Below are 16507 nucleotides of genomic sequence, written 5' to 3'. Positions count from 1 at the left end.
ACTAGCGTGTTTGCAGCAATCGACTGGGCGCGTCCCTGGTACCACTCGGTGCGCGCCGCTGCTGCGGCGGCGCGTGTCGACAGCGACTTCGGCGCGGCCAGCATCATCCCCTTCTTCAACGCGCAAGCGGGCGCGCGCGAATTGTGCAATCATCAAGGGCTGCCGCTGGCGTTCGTGCCGCAAAGCGCGCTGCCGGAAGGCGTGGCCTACGAGGAGTTCATCGGCGCCACGGGCGGCGTGCCCACGCGCGAAAACCTGCACGACTTTTTCAACGCCCTGGTGTGGCTCAGCTTCCCGCGCATCAAGCGCCAGCTGAACGCCTTGCAGGCCGCGCAGATCGCGCAGGACGGCGTCGGCAAATCGCGCGGACCGGCGCGCGACGCCGCCACGCTGTTCGACGAGAACGCCGCGCTGCTGGTGGTACACGACACGCAGCAGGGCAGGGCGCTGGTGCAGGCGCTGCGCGGCCACGACTGGCGCACGGCGTTTGTCGGCCGGCGCGCGCTGTTCGGCGAAGGGCAGGCACAGGTCTGGCTGTTCGGCCACGCGCTGATGGAAAAACTGGTGGCGCCGTACAAGGCCATCACCGCCCACACCCGCGTGGTGATGGCGGACGAAGGCTACTTCGCGCTCGACCGCGCCGCCCAGCATGCCTGGCTGGACGCGGAAGTGGCGCGGCAACTGCAGGACGAAGGATTGAGCAAGGCCTCCTTCACCCCGCTGCCGGTGCTCGGCGTGCCGGGCTGGTGGCCGCAGCAGGACGAAGAATTCTATAGCGACGCCGCGGTCTTCCGCCCGAAGCGTCAACATGCAACCCGTAGGGCGGGTTAGCGCGGAACGCGCCTGACCCGCCGCAGCGCCGCCCGTGCGGCAGAAAGCGAAAGAAACGATGGACAAGGCAATCCGCTGGGGCATACTGGGCACGGGAAAAATCGCCAAGGCAATGGCGGAAGGCCTGCGCGACACCCCCGGCGCCGAACTGGTAGCGGTAGCATCGCGCACGCAGGAAAGCGCGGACGAGTTCGGCGCGCAATACGGCGTAAAGCGCCGCCACGCCAGCTACCAGGCGCTGGCCGACGACCCGCACGTGGACGTCATCTACATCGCCACCCCGCACCCCATGCACTACGAGAATGCCATCATGTGCCTGAACGCCGGCAAGGCGCTGCTGGTGGAAAAATCGTTCACCGTGAACCGCCGCCAGGCCGAAGAAATCGTCGCCCTCGCGCGCGAGAAAAAGCTGTTCATGATGGAAGCCATGTGGAGCCGATTCATGCCGGCCATCGTGGAAGCCAAGCGCATCGTGGACAGCGGCGACATCGGCAAGCCCGCCGGCGTCACCGCGGACTTCGGCTTCGCCTCGGACGCCGGCCCTGAGCACCGCCTGTTCAACCCCGAGCTGGGTGGCGGCTCGCTGCTCGACCTGGGCATCTACCCGCTGTCGCTGTCGGCCTATTTCCTCGGGCCGGTCGCCTCGGTGCAGGCGCAGGGCGAACTGGGCGCCACCGGTGTCGACGTGCAGGCCGCGTTCACGCTCAAGCATGAAAGCGGCGCCGTGTCCTCCTGCCTGTCCAGCCTGCGCGCCCGCACGCCGTGCGAACTGACCATCTCCGGCGACAAGGGCCATGTGCGGCTGAACTCGCGCTTCCACTACACCAATTCGCTGACGGTGGAACTGGCCGATGGCAGCAAGACCGAGCTGCTCATTCCGCGCAGCGGCAACGGCTACCCGCACGAGGCGGCCGAAGTGGTGCGCTGCCTGCGCGCCGGTCTGCTGGAGAGCCCGGTTATGCCGCTCGACGAGAGCATCGCCCTGATGGGCATCCTCGACACCATGCGCGCCCAGATCGGCGTGCGCTACAGCGCCGACGCGTCGTAACCGCATCAACAACAAACCATAAAAACCAGGAGCCACGCCATGTTCACATCAGACCGCGTACCGACGCTCAAATCCGTGCTGCTGGCCAGCGGCGTGGTGCTGACTTTGGCCATGGGCGTGCGCCACGGTTTCGGCTTCTGGATGCAGCCCATCTCGGAAGCCAACGGCTGGACCCGCGAAACCTATTCGCTGGCGCTGGCCCTGCAGAACCTGTTGTGGGGCGCTTTCGGTCCCTTCGCCGGCATGGCGGCGGACCGCTTCGGCACCATGCGCGTGGTGCTGGTCGGCGCGCTCAGCTACATGGCTGGCCTGGTGTGGATGGCGGTGGTCACGCAGCCCACGCTGTTCATCGCCGGCTCCGGCGTATTCATCGGCCTCGGGCTGTCCTGCACCGCGTTCGGCGCGGTCAGCGGCATCATCGGCCGCGTGGCGCCGGTGGAGCGGCGTTCGTGGGCCTTCGGCGTGTCCGGCGCCGCCAGTTCCTTCGGCCAGTTCCTCATGATGCCGCTGGAGCAGTACCTGATTTCGTCGATCGGCTGGCAGGGCGCCTTCTACATGCTGGCGGCGGCGGTCATCATCGCCATGGTGCCGATGGCCTTCTTCCTGCGCGAGCCGCCGGTGGCGCCGGCCGGCGCCGCGCACCAGAGCATCGGCGATGCCTTCGGCGAAGCGATGCGCAACCGTTCCTTCCTGTTCCTGGTGGCGGGCTATTTCGTGTGCGGCTTCCAGGTGGTGTTCATCGCGGTGCACCTGCCGGCCTACCTGAAGGACAAGGGCATGGCGGACCCCAGGCTGGCCGTGATGGCGCTGGCGCTGATCGGCCTGTTCAACATCTTCGGTTCCTACTACGCCGGCAAGTGGGGCGGCATGGTGCCCAAACGCTACCTGCTGTCGGGGATCTACTTCATCCGCTCCATCGTGATCGGGTTGTTCCTGCTGGCGCCCCTGTCTTCCATGTCGGTGTACCTGTTCGCGGCGGCCATGGGCTTCATCTGGCTGTCCACGGTGCCGCTCACCAACGGCGTTATCGCGGGCATCTTCGGCGTCAAGCACATGTCCATGCTGGCTGGCGTGGTGTTCTTCTCGCACCAGATCGGCAGTTTCCTCGGCGTGTGGCTGGGAGGCTACCTGTTCGCCTTGCAGGGCAATTACAACGTGGTGTGGGGCATTGCGATTGCGCTGGGCGTGATGGCGGGGCTGGCCAATCTGCCGGTGGACGAGCGTCCGCTGGCGCGCGGCGCGCTCAAGCCTGCGTAGGCGCGGGAGGGCAGCATGAAGGTCTGGCTGATACGTGCGGCAATGGCGGGCGTGCTGGCGCTGGTGTTCCTGGCCTACTTGCGGCCGGAATTCTTGCTGGACTTGGGCGCGCGCTTCTTGATGTGCTTCTGAGGCGCCGCTTTGCCGGTATTGCCCGCATTGGCTTTGCTGGAGCTCTTCTCTGTCTTGCCAGTCTTGCCTGTTTTCCCGGCCTTTCCTGCCTTCGCGGGCGCCACGTAGGGCGCTTTGGTGACAAAGCTGCCGTCGGTCGAGGTGTACTGCTTGGCGTTCAGCGCCGACGGCAGCGCGATGTCTTCCAGGCCCGCCAGCAGATGCCCCGGGTCGGTGCGGGCGCCGTTGTAGAACGCTTCCAGGTGCAGGTGCGGGCCGGTTGAGTGGCCGGTTTGGCCGGACTGGCCGATAGACTGGCCGGCCTTCACTTCGTCGCCGACCTTCACGTCGCGCGTGTTCAGGTGTGCGTACAGCGATTTGAAGCCGTTCAAGTGCTCGATCACCACCACTTCGCCGTACTTCTTGTCGCCCAGGTAGCGGTTGGTGGATGCCACCACCACGCCACTGTCGGTTGCCTTGACGGGCGTGCCGACCGGGGTGGAGATGTCGACGCCGCCGTGGGCGCGCCGGCCGCGCAGCGCGCCGAAGAAGCTGCTGACGCGGGCTTTGGCGCTTTCCAGCGGCCACAGCCACCTGGATTTCGGCTTCTCTGCTGCGGCTGTTCCAGTTTCAGGCGTCGCCGCCACCGGCGCCGGCGCTGGTTTCGGACCCAGCATCGCGCCCAGCATGGCGCCAGCTGTCGTTCCCACTGCCGTCACCACCGTCACGCCCAGCGTGGAACTTGCTGATGCGGTGGCGGTAGCCCCGGCCGCTGCCGTCGCCGCTGGCGCCGGCGACGTCGATGCAGCAGCCGCAGCGGCCGCCGGTGCGTGCGCCGGCGTTGCAGGCGTAGGCGCGGATGGCGCGGCCACAGCTACCGCAGGTGTGACGGGGCCTGCCACGTACTGCTGGTCGGCATGCGCGGGCTTCGCCAGTTGCAAACAGGCTGCAGCGACGGCCAGGGACAGGATGGAGGTGGAGAGTGTGCGCATTAGGTGGGCGAGTTTCGCACACCCCGTTCCATCGCGCAACTTCATGCAATTACTGCAACTCTGTCGGCGTCATCAGCCACCGCTTGGCGACTTGGCCCAGCGGGCTTGGTACACACGCCCCGCCGGCCGGTTGCGCCGCCGTCAGCGGCAAATACTGTTCCAGCCTGTGCCTCACAATGAGCCTGATCTTCTTCGCGCTGATCAAAATCTGCGGTATCGCCTTGCCGCAGCTCAGTAGTGAAGAGGAGCGCGCGGTGCGCGTGCTGTCCGAGATGAAGGTGCCGCATCCACTCGCGCCCAAGGGCGACGCTGCGCTGACCGGCAGTTCGACCCTCTCCTGGCCGGGCGAAACGGTGGAGGATGCGTCCCGGACCCAGGCGGCGCTGGCTTGGCTGACGAAACTGAGTCCGGCCTGGCAGAGCAACCTGGCACACTTGCCAGGCAGCCCGCTGTGGCTGGCCGTGGCGAGCTAGCCATCCTGGCGCACGGCTAGGCTACACTTTCAGGAACTCTTCGCGGCCGCCGAGCCAGCGCTCCAGATGGGTTGCCACGGTTTCCGCGCTGGCCGGATCGTGCAGCAGGGCGTGGGCGGCGTCGCGCGCCTGGTCCACCAGCCAGCCGTCGGTCTCCAGGTCGGCGAAGCGCAGCATGGCCTGGCCGCTCTGGCGCGAGCCGAGGAATTCGCCGGGGCCGCGTATCTCCAGGTCGCGCCGTGCGATCTCGAAGCCGTCGGTGGTCTCGCGCATCGTCATCAGGCGCTGCCTTGCGATCTGGCCCAGCGGGCTTTGGTACAGCAGCAGGCACACGCTGGCCGCCGAGCCGCGCCCCACGCGCCCGCGCAGCTGGTGCAGCTGAGACAGGCCGAAGCGCTCGGCGTGTTCGATCACCATCAGCGAGGCGTTCGGCACGTCCACGCCCACCTCGATCACGGTGGTGGCCACCAGCACCTGCATCTGATTGGCGCTGAAGGCGTCCATGATGGCCTGCTTCTCGGCCGGCTTCAGGCGGCCGTGCACCAGGCCCACGTTCAGGTCCGGCAGCGCTTCGGCCAGCAACTGGTGGGTCTCGGTGGCGGTTTGCAGCTGCAGCGCTTCGGATTCCTCGATCAGCGGGCAAACCCAGTACACCTGCCGCCCCTCCAGCGCCGCCGCGTGCACGCGCGCCACCACTTCGTCGCGCCGGTTCTGGTCGATGGCGCGCGTGACGATGGGCGTGCGGCCCGGCGGCAGCTCGTCGATCACCGACACTTCCAGGTCGGCGTAGTAGGTCATCGCCAGGGTGCGCGGAATTGGCGTGGCCGACATCATCAGCTGGTGCGGAATGGCGCCCGTGTTGCCCTTGTTGCGCAGGGTGAGGCGCTGGCCCACGCCGAAGCGGTGCTGCTCGTCCACGATCACCAGGCCCAGGTTCTCGAACTGCACCGTGTCCTGGATCAGCGCGTGGGTGCCGATCACCAGCCGCGCCTCGCCGGACTCCACCAGTTCGGTGGCCAGCGTCTTTTCCTTCTTCTTCAGGCTGCCCGTCAGCCACACCACCCTCACGCCCAGCGGCTCCATCCACGCGGCGATCTTGCGGAAGTGCTGGTCGGCCAGGATCTCGGTGGGCGCCATCAGCGCGGCCTGGTAGCCGCTGTCGATGGCTTGCGCCGCAGCCAGCGCGGCCACCACGGTCTTGCCGGCGCCCACGTCGCCCTGCAGCAGGCGCTGCATCGGATACTGCTGGCGCAGGTCGGCGCGGATCTCGTCCAGCACGCGCTGCTGGGCGCCGGTCAGCTTGAACGGCAGCGCGGCCTGGAAGGCTGTCGATAACTGGCCCACCTTCTTCAGCGCGGCCGCGCCCTTGGAGCGGCGCGCCTGCTGTGCGCGTTTCAGCGACAGCTGCTGCGCCAGCAGTTCGTCGAATTTCACCCGCGTCCAGGCCGGGTGCGAGCGGTCCATCAGCGCGTGCTCGTCCACTTCCGGCGTGGGCGAGTGCAGCAGGCGCACGGCCGGCTCGAAGTCGCTCAGGTGCATGCGCCGCACCAGCTCAGCAGGCAGGGTGTCGGTCCAGTCCACGCGCTTCATGGCCTCGGTGATGGCGCGCCGCAGGAAGTACTGCGGCAGGCCTTCGCCGGACGGGTAAACCGGCGTGAGCGCGGTGGGCAGCGGCGCGCCTTCGTTGATTACCTTGTATACCGGATGCACCATCTCGGCGCCGAAGAAACCGTGCTTTACTTCGCCCCTTGCCCGTACCCGCGTGCCTTCGGCCAGCTGCTTGACCTGGCTGCCGTAGAAGTTCATGAAGCGCAGCTGGATGTCGCCGGTCTCGTCGGCGATGTGCACCAGCAGCTGGCGCCGCGGCTTGAAGGTGATTTCGTTCCTGGTCACCACGCCCTCCACCTGCCAGGTCTGCCCGCCGCGCAGGCAGGCGTCGGCGATGGTGAACACCTGGGTTTCGTCCTCGTAGCGCATGGGCAGGTGCAGCACCAGGTCCATATCGGTGCGCAGGCCCAGTTTGGCGAGCTTGGCTTCGGCGTTGGCGGCGGTGAGCTTGCCGCCCTTGGCGGGTGCTTTCTTGACAGGTTTTTGCGTCGGTACGGGCATAGGTTAGGCAAATTCGCAGGTGCTTCCGTCTACTAGCGTAAAATAGAGGGTTGCCCAACAGTTTCAGAAGTGCGTCATGTATTCTCTATCAGATTTCGATTTTAACTTGCCACAGGAGCGCATAGCGCAATTTCCGCTGCCGGACCGCAGCGCATCGCGCCTGCTGCACGTGGATGGACAAGGCGCGGCGCTCGCGCTGCACGACCGCCAGTTCACCGATATCCTGGACCAGCTCCAGGCCGGCGACCTGCTGGTGATGAACGACACCCGCGTGCTGAAAGCCCGCTTCTTCGGCGTCAAGGACAGCGGCGGCAAGGTCGAGGCGCTGGTCGAGCGCGTGCTCGACACCCGCACCGTGCTGGCCCAGGTGCGCGCCTCCAAGTCGCCCGGCCCCGGCGTGAAGATCCGCCTGGCCGACGCCTTCGACGTCACCGTCGGCGAGCGCGCCGGCGAGTTCTACACCCTGCACTTCGAGGATGACGTGTTCGAGCTGATCGAAGCGCACGGCCGCCTGCCGCTGCCGCCCTACATCGAGCACGCCGCCGACGAGTTCGACGAAACCCGCTACCAGACCGTGTTCAACAAGGTGCCGGGCGCCGTGGCCGCGCCCACCGCCGGCCTGCATTTCGACGAAGCGCTGCTGCAAAAGCTGCGCGACAAGGGCGTCAATTTCGCCTACGTCACGCTGCACGTGGGCGCCGGCACTTTCCAGCCGGTGCGCACCGAAAACCTGGCCGAGCACAAGATGCACACCGAGTGGTATACCATGCCGCAGGCCACCGTGGACGCGGTGCGCGCCACCCGCGCCGCCGGCCGCGACGTCGTCGCCGTGGGCACCACCAGCCTGCGCGCGCTGGAATCGGCCTCGCAGAGCGGCCGGATCGAAGCCGGCAGCGCCGACACGGCCCTGTTCATCACCCCGGGCTACCGGTTCAGGTCGGTCACCCGCCTGATCACCAATTTCCACCTGCCGAAGTCGACCCTGCTGATGCTGGTGTCGGCCTTCGCAGGCTTTGAAGAGATCCGCCAGGCTTACGCCCACGCGATCGCCAACGAATACCGCTTCTTCAGCTACGGGGACGCGATGCTGCTGACGACGCAGTCCCGGGCACAATAAGGAAAACCATGCTGGAATTTAAACTCATCAAGACCGATACCACCGGCTTGACCAAGGCCCGCCGCGGCACCGTGAAACTGAACCATGGCGAAGTGCAGACGCCGATCTTCATGCCGGTCGGCACCTACGGCTCGGTGAAAGCCATGTCGCCGCTGGAACTGAAGGAAATCGGTGCCCAGATCATCCTGGGCAACACCTTCCACCTGTGGCTGCGCCCCGGCAACGACGTGATGTCCAAGTTCGGCGGCCTGCACGGCTTCATGGGCTGGGACAAGCCCATCCTGACCGACTCGGGCGGCTTCCAGGTGTTTTCGCTGGGCGACATGCGCAAGATCACGGAAGAGGGCGTGCACTTCAATTCGCCCATCAACGGCGACAAGCTGTTCCTGTCGCCGGAAATCTCGATGCAGATCCAGCGCGTGCTGAATTCGGACATCGTGATGCAGTTCGACGAATGCACGCCGTATGAAATCCAGGGCCGTCCGGCCACCGTGGACGAAGCGGCCAAGTCGATGCGCATGTCGCTGCGCTGGGCGCAGCGCTCCATGGACGAGTTCAACCGCGGCGAGAACCCGAACGCGCTGTTCGGCATCGTCCAGGGCGGCATGTTCGAGAACCTGCGCGACGAATCGCTGGCCAAGCTGGAAGAGATCGACTTCCCCGGCCTGGCCATCGGCGGCCTGTCGGTGGGCGAGCCGAAGGAAGACATGATGCGCGTGCTGGCCCACGTCGGCCCGCGCCTGCCGCCCAACAAGCCGCACTACCTGATGGGGGTGGGCACGCCGGAAGACCTGGTGGCCGGCGTGTCGAACGGTGTCGACATGTTCGACTGCGTGATGCCGACCCGCAATGCGCGCAACGGCTGGATCTTCACCCGCTTCGGCGACGTCAAGATCAAGAACGCGCGCTACAAGGAAGATACGCAGCCGCTGGACGAAACCTGCGCCTGCTACGCCTGCCGCAACTTCTCGCGCGCCTACCTGCACCACTTGCACCGCTCGCAGGAAATCCTCGGTGCGCGCCTGAACACCATCCACAACCTGCATTACTACCTCGACATCATGCGCCAGATGCGCGAGGCGCTGGACGAGGACCGATTCCCGGCCTGGGTGACGCAATTCCATGCCGACCGGGCGCGCGGAGTCTAAGCGGCAAGCTTGCAAAAACATTTACCGGCCCCACATGGTGGAAACGTCTAGCCCGGACCGGCCAATGCTAGAATACAGCGCTATTTTTTCAAACTAATATAACTACTGGAGTTCCCTGTGTTCATTTCCAATGCCTACGCTCAAGCCCCTACAGACGCACTCGGCCTGGGCGGCAACCTCACCAGCTTCCTGCCGCTGGTCCTGATGTTCGTGGTCATGTATTTCCTGATGATCCGTCCTCAGCAAAAGCGCGCCAAGGAACAGAAAGCGATGATGGACGCACTGGCCAAGGGCGACGAAGTCGTCACCGCCGGCGGCATCCTGGGCAAGGTTTCGAAAGTGACCGACGTCTACGTGACCCTGGAAGTGGCCGCCGGCACCGAGATCGTGGTGCAGAAGCCATCGATCACCACGCTGCTGCCTAAGGGCACGCTGAAAGCGCTGTAATCACCACGGGCCGCCTATCCAGCATACGCGGCCCGTTTGAGTCTCTCCTGGAACGCAGAATATATGAATCGCTATCCTGTCTGGAAGTACATCATCATCGCCATTACCGTGCTGCTGGGCGCACTGTATACGGCGCCGAACTATTTCGGCGAATCCCCCGCACTGCAGGTCACCAGCGGCAAGTCCACCGTCAAGGTCACCAGCGAGCTGAGCGCCCGCGTGGACAGCCTGCTCAAACAGGAGAAACTGGCGCATGAAGCCGTGACCCTGGATGGCGCCGGCAACCGCGTCTCGGTGCGCGTGCGCTTCAACGACACCGACACCCAGTTCAAGGCCAAGCTGTCGCTGGAACGCGCCCTGAACCCGGACCCGAACGACCCGACCTACATCGTCACCAACAACCTGACGGCCAACACGCCGGCCTGGATGCAAAGCATCCGCGCGCTGCCGATGTACCTGGGCCTGGACTTGCGCGGCGGCGTGCACTTCCTGATGCAGGTGGACGTGCAGGCCGCGCTGGACAAGCGCGTGCAAGGCATCCAGACCGCTGTGCGCAGCCAGCTGCGTGACAAGAACATCCGCCACGCCGGCATCGAGCGCAAGGGCAACACCGTCGAGGTGAAGTTCCGCGACGCGGCCACCCGCACCGCCGCCAGGGCCGCCATCGCCGACCAGCAGCAGGACCTGACCATGGCCGACGGCAGCGACGGCGCCGACCTGCTGCTCACGCTGAGCCTGAAGCCGGCCGCCCTGAAGGACGCAATGGACAACGGCGTGCGCCAGAACATCGCCACGCTGTCCAAGCGCGTCAATGAACTGGGCGTGTCCGAGCCGGTGATCCAGCAGCAGGGCCCGGACCGCATCGTGGTCCAGCTGCCCGGCGTGCAGGATGTGGCGCGCGCCAAGGCCATCATCGGCCGCACCGCCACGCTGGAAGTGCGCATGGTAGACGAAAGCATCACCCCCGGCACCGAACTGCAGGCGGCCGTTCCGTTCAATTCCGAGCTGTTCACCGTCGGCAAGAACGTGCCCGTGGTGCTGTACAAGGACATCGTGCTGAGCGGCGACTACATCTCGCGCGCCACCGCCAGCTTCGACCAGAACCAGCAGCCTGCCGTGTCGATCGACCTGAACGGCGACGGCGGCCGCAAGATGCGTGAAGCCACCCGTGAACGCGTGGGCAAGAAAATGGCCATCGTGCTGTACGAACAGAAGGGCAAGCCGGAAGTGCTGTCGGTGGCCACCATCCAGAGTGAACTGGGCAGCAGCTTCCAGATCACCGGCATGGGCAACGCCGAGAACTCGGCCGAGCTGGCGCTGCTGCTGCGCTCCGGCGCGCTGTACGCACCGATGACCGTGATCGAAGAACGCACCGTCGGCCCTGCGCTGGGCGCCGAGAACATCAAGAAGGGCCAGCTGTCCATGGTGTACGGCTTTGCCGCCATCGCCGTGTTCATGATCGCCTACTACATGATGTTCGGCTTCTTCAGCGTGCTGGCGCTGGGCGTCAACCTGCTGCTGCTGATCGCGCTGCTGTCCATGATGCAGGCCACGCTGACCCTGCCGGGCATCGCCGCTATCGCGCTGGCGCTGGGCATGGCGATCGACGCCAACGTGCTGATCAACGAACGCATCCGCGAGGAGCTGCGCGCCGGCGCATCGCCGCAGGCCGCCATCGCGGCCGGCTTCGACCGCGCCTTCGCCACCATCCTGGACTCCAACGTCACCACCCTGATCGTCGGCCTGGCGCTGCTGGTGTTCGGTTCGGGCGCCGTGCGCGGCTTCGCCGTGGTGCACTGCCTGGGCATCCTGACCTCGATGTTCTCCGCCGTCTTCGTGTCGCGCGGCGTGGTCAACCTGTGGTACGGCCGCAAGAAGAAGCTGCAGTCCATCGCTATCGGCACGGTCTGGGTTCCAGGCCAGTCGAAATAACCGTACAGAAGGTAGAACAACATGGAATTTTTCCGCATTAGAAAAGACATCCCCTTCATGCGCCACGCGTTGATCTTCAACGTGGTGTCGGCGCTGACGTTCGTGGCGGCTGTCTTCTTCCTGCTGCACAAGGGCCTGAACCTGTCGATCGAGTTCAAGGGCGGCACCGTGATGGAAGTGAAGTACCCGCACGCTGCCAACCTGGAAGGCATCCGCGCCACCGTGCAGGGCCTGGGCTACGAGCACCCTGAAGTGACCAGCTTCGGCACCGCGCGCGACGTGATGCTGAAACTGCCGATCGTGCAGGGCGCCAAGGGCACCGACACGGCCAACGCGTCGCAGAAGGTGTTCGAGGCGCTGTGCAAGGCCGACAGCGGCAGCATCAAGCGCATGGAGACCGTCTCCGCCAAGGGCGAGCAGATCGCCAAGAACGCTTGCGTGGACGCGGCCGGCGCCGAGACCGTGCAGCTGAACAAGGTGGAATTCGTCGGCCCGCAGGTGGGCGACGAGCTGGCCCAGAACGGCCTGAACGCGCTGGTGATGGTGATCGTCGGCGTGATGATCTACCTGGCCGTGCGCTTCGAGTGGAAATACGCGGTGGCGGCGATTATCGCGAACTTGCACGACGTGGTCATCATCCTGGGCTTCTTCGCCTACTTCGGCTGGGAATTCTCGCTGACGGTACTGGCGGCGGTGCTGGCGGTGCTGGGCTACTCGGTCAACGAGTCGGTGGTTATTTTCGACCGTATCCGCGAAAATTTCCGCAAGCAGCGCAAGGCCTCGGTGCATGAAGTGATCGACAACGCGATCACCTCCACCATCTCGCGTACCATCATCACCCACGGCTGCACCCAGATGATGGTGCTGTCGATGCTGCTGTTCGGCGGCCCGACCCTGCACTACTTCGCCATCGCGCTGACCATCGGTATCTGCTTCGGCATTTACTCGTCGGTGTTCGTGGCCGCCGCCGTGGCCATGTGGCTGGGCGTGAAGCGCGAAGACTTGATCAAGCCGATCAAGGAGAAGGACGAAACCGACGGCGCTGTGGTGTAACACTCCCGCCCCGCGACAATGCCGCCACGCGCAAGCCTGGCGGCATTTTTCATACAGCAATACCAAAGGATGCACGATGAGCCGTACCGGAAGACTATTCCAGCTGATGGACGCCATGCGCGGCAGCCGGCGCCCGGTGACGGCGGCGGTGCTGGCCGAGCAGCTGGGCGTGTCCGAGCGCACCATCTACCGCGACATGCAGACCCTGGCCGAGCTGGGCGCGCCGCTGGAAGGCGAGGCCGGCGTGGGCTACCTGCTGCGCGCCGGCTTCTTCCTGCCGCCGCTGATGTTCGGCGCCGACGAGCTGGAGGCGCTGGTGCTGGGTGCGCGCTGGGTCAAGCGCCAGGGCGACCCGGACCTGGCCCGTGCCGCCGCCAGCGCGCTGGCCAAGATCGCCACCGCCACGCCGAAAGACCTGCGCGACGACATGGCCGAAACCAGCTTGTGGGTGCCGATCGGCTTCAACCAGCAGCAGGAAGACCCGCACATCCTGCCTGCGCGGCTGGCGATACGGCGCCAGCACAAGCTGCGCATCTGCTACAGCGACGAGCAGGGGCGCGCCTCCGAGCGCGTGGTATGGCCATTCGCGCTGGCCTACTTCGAGGGCCGGCGCCTGCTGGCCGCGTTCTGTGAAATGCGCGGCGCGCTGCGCCATTTCCGCATGGACCGCATCCGGTCCGCCGACAGCATTGCAGAACGCTATCCGACCCCGCGCCACGCGCTGCTCAAGACCTGGCGCGAGGAAAACTGCATCACGGAGGAGAGCTAGGCGCGGTTGGCCGCGCAGTTGCCGCCGCAGTTGCCGATTGCGTTAGTCAGCGCACAGAGTGCGCGGCCCCCCGGGCTTATAGTGGAACCGTCTCTTTCAGGACATCCCTAGTTTTGGACTTCACCCGCCGCTCCCCGGCGGGTTTTTTTTGCCCAAATTTGAGAATGATTCTCATTTGCGATATGATGCCGGGTCAGTCACTGCAAATTTGAAAGCCACGTCATGCCCCGCTTTTTCTTCCTCACTTTCGTGCTGTCCGCCTCGTCCCTGGCCTGGGCCCAGGACGATACCGTGCTCGGCACGGTGCGCGTCACCGCCGCGCGCGCAGGGCTTCCTGCCCAACACGGTGGAAGCGGGCAGCTTCCGCGGCAGCAGCATCATGGACGTGCCCTCCACCGTCAACGTGGTCACGCGCGACGTGCTGGAACTGCAGGCCGCGGGCGGGCTGTACGACGCGCTGCGCAACACCGCCGGCGTTACGCGCCAGCAGAACGCCGGCGACACCTGGGACCAGCTGGTAATACGCGGCATCCCGGTCGAGAACCGCACCAACTACCGCCTGAACGGCTCGCTGCCCATCATGAACTTCTCGCAGGTGGCGATGGAGAACAAGGAGCGGGTGGAAGTGCTGAAGGGCGCCTCGGCGCTGTACTACGGCTTCACCACGCCGGCCGGGGTGGTGAACTTCGTCACCAGGCGCGCCGGCGCCACCCCCGTCACCAGTGCCGGCCTGCAGATCGACGATAACGGCAGCGCCGTGGCCAGCGCCGACGTGGCGCGCCGCTTCGGCGGCGCCAACGAATTCGGCCTGCGCGTGAACGCCGCCGGCGGCGTGCTGGGCTCCCACCTGGACGGCGTGGACGACGGCATGCGCCGCTTCGCCTCGGCCGCCTTCGACTGGCGCGTGTCGCCGCGCCTGCTGCTGAAAGCGGACCTGGAATACGACCGCCGCAAGATGACCGAGCAGGTGGGCGTCGCGCTGCCGGCCGTGGCCGACGGCGCCATCCCGCTGCCGCGCGCGGTGGACCCGCGCCGCCCGGCCGGCCCCGAAGAAGCCCTCTTCGAAGCGCGCGTGGCCAACGCCCAGTTGCGTGCCGACTATGCGCTGGGCGACAACTGGGCGCTGACCGTGGAAGCAGGCCGCTCGGAGACGGAGCGCGGCCGCCGCCTGGCCATCTTCCGCTTCAACAACAACGCCGCCGTGGCCACCGGCGCCGGCCGCATCAACGGCAACATCCAGACCTCGGTGACCGCGTCCGAGCTGCTGCGGGCGGAACTGGCCGGCAGCTTCGGCACCGGCGCCATCCGCCACGAGCTGACCCTGGGCGCCGCCCGCACCGTCAAGACCCAGGATCCGATCTACCAGGCCAACTACACCATCGCCGCGCAAAACCTGTACCACCCGCAGCCGATCGCCGGCATCGTCTACGGCGCCGTGCCCACGGCGCCCACCACGGCGGCGCTGGCCTCGCGCGACGCCGGCCTGTACGCGCTGGACCGCATGGAGCTGGGGGCGCGGTGGCAGCTGATCGCCGGCCTGCGCCGCGCCGGCTACCGCAGCGAGCAGGGTGCGGCGCGCTACGACGCCGCCAAGACCGCGCCGATGGCGGCCGTGGTCTACAAGGCCGCGCCGCAGCTGAGCTTCTACGCTTCCGCCGCGCAAGGCCTGGAAGAGGGCGAAACCGGCCCCACCGGCACCGCCAACCAGGGCGAGCGCCTGGCGCCGGGCGTCAGCAAGCAGCGCGAGCTGGGCACGCGCTGGCGCGCCGCTGGCGGCAACGGCGGCACCCTGCTGTCGGCGGCGCTGTTCGAGATCGAGCGTCCCGGCTACTACACCAACAGTGCCAACCGTTACGTGGCAGACGGCCAGCAGCGCTACCGCGGCCTGGAGCTGTCCACCCAGGGCCAGCTCACGCGCGAACTGGCGTGGCAAACCTCGGCGCAGTGGCTCGCTCCGCGTTTCCGCAACATCAGCGCCGCCTACAACGGCAAGCTGCCGGAGAACGCCGCGCGCCAGACCGCCAGCGCCTTCCTGTCCTACGCGCCGGCGGCGCTGCCTGGCTGGTCGATCAACGGCGGCGCCTACCATACCGGCAAGCGCCCGGTGAACGATCTGAACCAGGCCTGGCTGGGCGGCGTCACCCTGTTCAGCGCCGGTACCCGTTACGACGCAGGCGTTCGGCAAGCGCACCACCTGGCAAGCCAACGTGGAAAACGCGAGCGGCAAGCAGTACTGGGCGGCCGGCGGCACGCGCCTGTCGGCCGGCCTGCCGCGCACGGTCAAGCTCAGCATGAAAGTGGATCTGTAGCGCGGATTTATAGCCTAACGCTACTGACAGAAACTGTCATGGCTGTCTCTTAATATAGCTTTATCGCTAATCACAAACGGAGCCAGCCATGCGCATATACCACCACCCGATTTCGTCCAATGCCCGCCGCGTGGCCATGCTGGCTGCCCACCTGGGGGCGGCGGTGGAATTCGTCGAAGTTGACCTGATGAGCGCGGACGACCGGCGCCGCCTGGGCGAGCTCAATCCCAACAGCAAGATCCCGGTGCTGGAAGACGACGGCTTCGTGCTGTGGGAATCCTGCGCCATCATGCAGTACCTGGCCGAGAAGACGCCGGGCCAGACCGTCTACCCGCAGGACGTGCGTGTGCGCGCCGACGTCAACCGCTGGATGTTCTGGGCCTGCCAGCACCTCTCGCCGGCCATCGGCGTGCTGACCTGGGAGCGTATCTGGAAAGGCTATGTGACCGGCCAGGGACCGGACGCGCGCGAAGAAGAGCGCGGCGAAAGCGACCTGGCCGATTACGCCACCGTGCTGGACAAGCACCTGGCGGGCCGCCAGTGGGTGGTGGGCGACAGCCTGACCCTGGCCGACCTGGCGCTGGCCGCGCCCATCATGTACCTCGACCAGGCCGCGCTGCCGCTGGGCGGCTACGCCAACCTGATGGCCTGGTTCGGGCGCATGCAGCAGCTGCCTGCGTGGAAGCGGACGCAGCAGGCGCTGCCGCCGCAGCCGGCGGAGGCCTGAGCCATGTGCCTGTTATGCGACACGGCGCGCAAGTCGCGCCAGCGCCTGGCGGGCGCGGTGAATTCGGCGCATCCGGCGCCGAACCTGGCTCCGGGCCCGTTGCCGAATTTGCTGCTTGGTTTGCTGCCCAATATGGGCCCGGCTTTGGCCGGGCTTGCGGTTCCGCAAGCGATAAAAGCCGGGT

14 protein-coding genes are annotated in these 16507 nt (G+C 66.4%); 12 read left to right on the top strand and 2 right to left on the bottom strand.

Features of this window, described 5'->3' with window-relative positions:
- Positions 1-6 precede the first annotated feature (6 nt).
- From AC6H42_RS02920 to AC6H42_RS02910, 3 genes are read left to right on the top strand one after another with little or no spacing between them, the layout of a single operon-like run.
- Positions 7-831, top strand: a complete 825-nt coding sequence (locus AC6H42_RS02920; RefSeq protein WP_497547373.1) for a DUF3025 domain-containing protein — start codon at positions 7-9, stop codon at positions 829-831.
- A gap of 58 nt (positions 832-889) precedes the next feature.
- Positions 890-1879, top strand: a complete 990-nt coding sequence (locus AC6H42_RS02915; RefSeq protein ID WP_497547372.1) for a Gfo/Idh/MocA family protein — start codon at positions 890-892, stop codon at positions 1877-1879.
- Positions 1880-1918: 39 nt separating this feature from the next.
- Positions 1919-3136 (top strand): MFS transporter, encoded by a 1218-nt coding sequence (locus AC6H42_RS02910; RefSeq protein ID WP_497547371.1) that lies wholly within the window; start codon positions 1919-1921, stop codon positions 3134-3136.
- Positions 3137-3210: 74 nt separating this feature from the next.
- Here AC6H42_RS02910 and AC6H42_RS02905 read toward each other — a convergent pair whose 3' ends face one another.
- Positions 3211-4239: a M23 family metallopeptidase gene (locus AC6H42_RS02905; protein ID WP_497547370.1), complete on the bottom strand. Its 1029-nt coding sequence runs from the start codon at positions 4237-4239 to the stop codon at positions 3211-3213.
- A gap of 176 nt (positions 4240-4415) precedes the next feature.
- Between AC6H42_RS02905 and AC6H42_RS02900 the strand changes: the two genes are divergently transcribed.
- Positions 4416-4712: a hypothetical protein gene (locus AC6H42_RS02900; RefSeq protein ID WP_057152656.1), complete on the top strand. Its 297-nt coding sequence runs from the start codon at positions 4416-4418 to the stop codon at positions 4710-4712.
- Between the two features lie 21 nt (positions 4713-4733).
- On the opposite strand, the gene recG is transcribed toward AC6H42_RS02900, so the two are convergent.
- Positions 4734-6821 carry an ATP-dependent DNA helicase RecG gene (gene recG / locus AC6H42_RS02895; RefSeq protein ID WP_057152658.1) on the bottom strand — a complete coding sequence of 696 codons (2088 nt, stop codon included), beginning with the start codon at positions 6819-6821 and terminating at the stop codon, positions 4734-4736.
- Positions 6822-6897: 76 nt separating this feature from the next.
- Between recG and queA the strand changes: the two genes are divergently transcribed.
- From queA to AC6H42_RS02855, 8 genes are all read left to right on the top strand, one after another.
- Positions 6898-7938: a tRNA preQ1(34) S-adenosylmethionine ribosyltransferase-isomerase QueA gene (gene queA / locus AC6H42_RS02890; RefSeq protein ID WP_497547369.1), complete on the top strand. Its 1041-nt coding sequence runs from the start codon at positions 6898-6900 to the stop codon at positions 7936-7938.
- 8 nt (positions 7939-7946) lie between these two features.
- Positions 7947-9086 (top strand): tRNA guanosine(34) transglycosylase Tgt, encoded by a 1140-nt coding sequence (gene tgt / locus AC6H42_RS02885; protein ID WP_497547368.1) that lies wholly within the window; start codon positions 7947-7949, stop codon positions 9084-9086.
- 117 nt (positions 9087-9203) lie between these two features.
- Positions 9204-9533 carry a preprotein translocase subunit YajC gene (gene yajC, locus AC6H42_RS02880; RefSeq protein WP_025595760.1) on the top strand — a complete coding sequence of 110 codons (330 nt, stop codon included), beginning with the start codon at positions 9204-9206 and terminating at the stop codon, positions 9531-9533.
- Positions 9534-9596: 63 nt separating this feature from the next.
- A complete protein-coding gene (gene secD / locus AC6H42_RS02875) occupies positions 9597-11465 on the top strand; it encodes a protein translocase subunit SecD (protein WP_057152664.1) in 1869 nt (622 codons plus the stop codon).
- A gap of 21 nt (positions 11466-11486) precedes the next feature.
- Complete coding sequence (secF, locus tag AC6H42_RS02870; RefSeq protein WP_057152665.1) at positions 11487-12518, top strand: protein translocase subunit SecF; 1032 nt, start codon at positions 11487-11489, stop codon at positions 12516-12518.
- A 76-nt stretch (positions 12519-12594) separates the two neighbouring features.
- Entirely contained in the window at positions 12595-13287 is a 693-nt protein-coding gene (locus AC6H42_RS02865; protein ID WP_057152666.1) for a helix-turn-helix transcriptional regulator, read from the top strand.
- Between the two features lie 379 nt (positions 13288-13666).
- On the top strand, positions 13667-15649 hold the full coding sequence (locus tag AC6H42_RS02860; protein WP_497547367.1) for a TonB-dependent siderophore receptor: 1983 nt from the start codon (positions 13667-13669) through the stop codon (positions 15647-15649).
- Between the two features lie 35 nt (positions 15650-15684).
- On the top strand, positions 15685-16323 hold the full coding sequence (locus AC6H42_RS02855; RefSeq protein WP_057152668.1) for a glutathione S-transferase family protein: 639 nt from the start codon (positions 15685-15687) through the stop codon (positions 16321-16323).
- Positions 16324-16507: the final 184 nt, after the last annotated feature.

This window comes from Massilia sp. NBRC 108631, assembly GCF_059704565.1.
The sequence above is the reverse complement of the archived record's forward strand: the minus strand, read 5'-3'. Positions and strand labels throughout refer to the sequence as shown.

Bases quoted from the DNA above. Each gene is read 5' to 3' on its own strand.
- AC6H42_RS02900 (WP_057152656.1), top strand. From the start codon at position 4,416: ATGAGCCTGATCTTCTTCGCGCTGATCAAAATCTGCGGTATCGCCTTG.
- secF (WP_057152665.1), top strand. From the start codon at position 11,487: ATGGAATTTTTCCGCATTAGAAAAGACATCCCCTTCATGCGCCACGCG.
- tgt (WP_497547368.1), top strand. From the start codon at position 7,947: ATGCTGGAATTTAAACTCATCAAGACCGATACCACCGGCTTGACCAAG.
- AC6H42_RS02915 (WP_497547372.1), top strand. From the start codon at position 890: ATGGACAAGGCAATCCGCTGGGGCATACTGGGCACGGGAAAAATCGCC.
- AC6H42_RS02860 (WP_497547367.1), top strand. From the start codon at position 13,667: ATGGACGTGCCCTCCACCGTCAACGTGGTCACGCGCGACGTGCTGGAA.
- secD (WP_057152664.1), top strand. From the start codon at position 9,597: ATGAATCGCTATCCTGTCTGGAAGTACATCATCATCGCCATTACCGTG.
- AC6H42_RS02865 (WP_057152666.1), top strand. From the start codon at position 12,595: ATGAGCCGTACCGGAAGACTATTCCAGCTGATGGACGCCATGCGCGGC.
- AC6H42_RS02855 (WP_057152668.1), top strand. From the start codon at position 15,685: ATGCGCATATACCACCACCCGATTTCGTCCAATGCCCGCCGCGTGGCC.
- AC6H42_RS02905 (WP_497547370.1), bottom strand. From the start codon at position 4,239: ATGCGCACACTCTCCACCTCCATCCTGTCCCTGGCCGTCGCTGCAGCC.
- AC6H42_RS02910 (WP_497547371.1), top strand. From the start codon at position 1,919: ATGTTCACATCAGACCGCGTACCGACGCTCAAATCCGTGCTGCTGGCC.
- queA (WP_497547369.1), top strand. From the start codon at position 6,898: ATGTATTCTCTATCAGATTTCGATTTTAACTTGCCACAGGAGCGCATA.
- recG (WP_057152658.1), bottom strand. From the start codon at position 6,821: ATGCCCGTACCGACGCAAAAACCTGTCAAGAAAGCACCCGCCAAGGGC.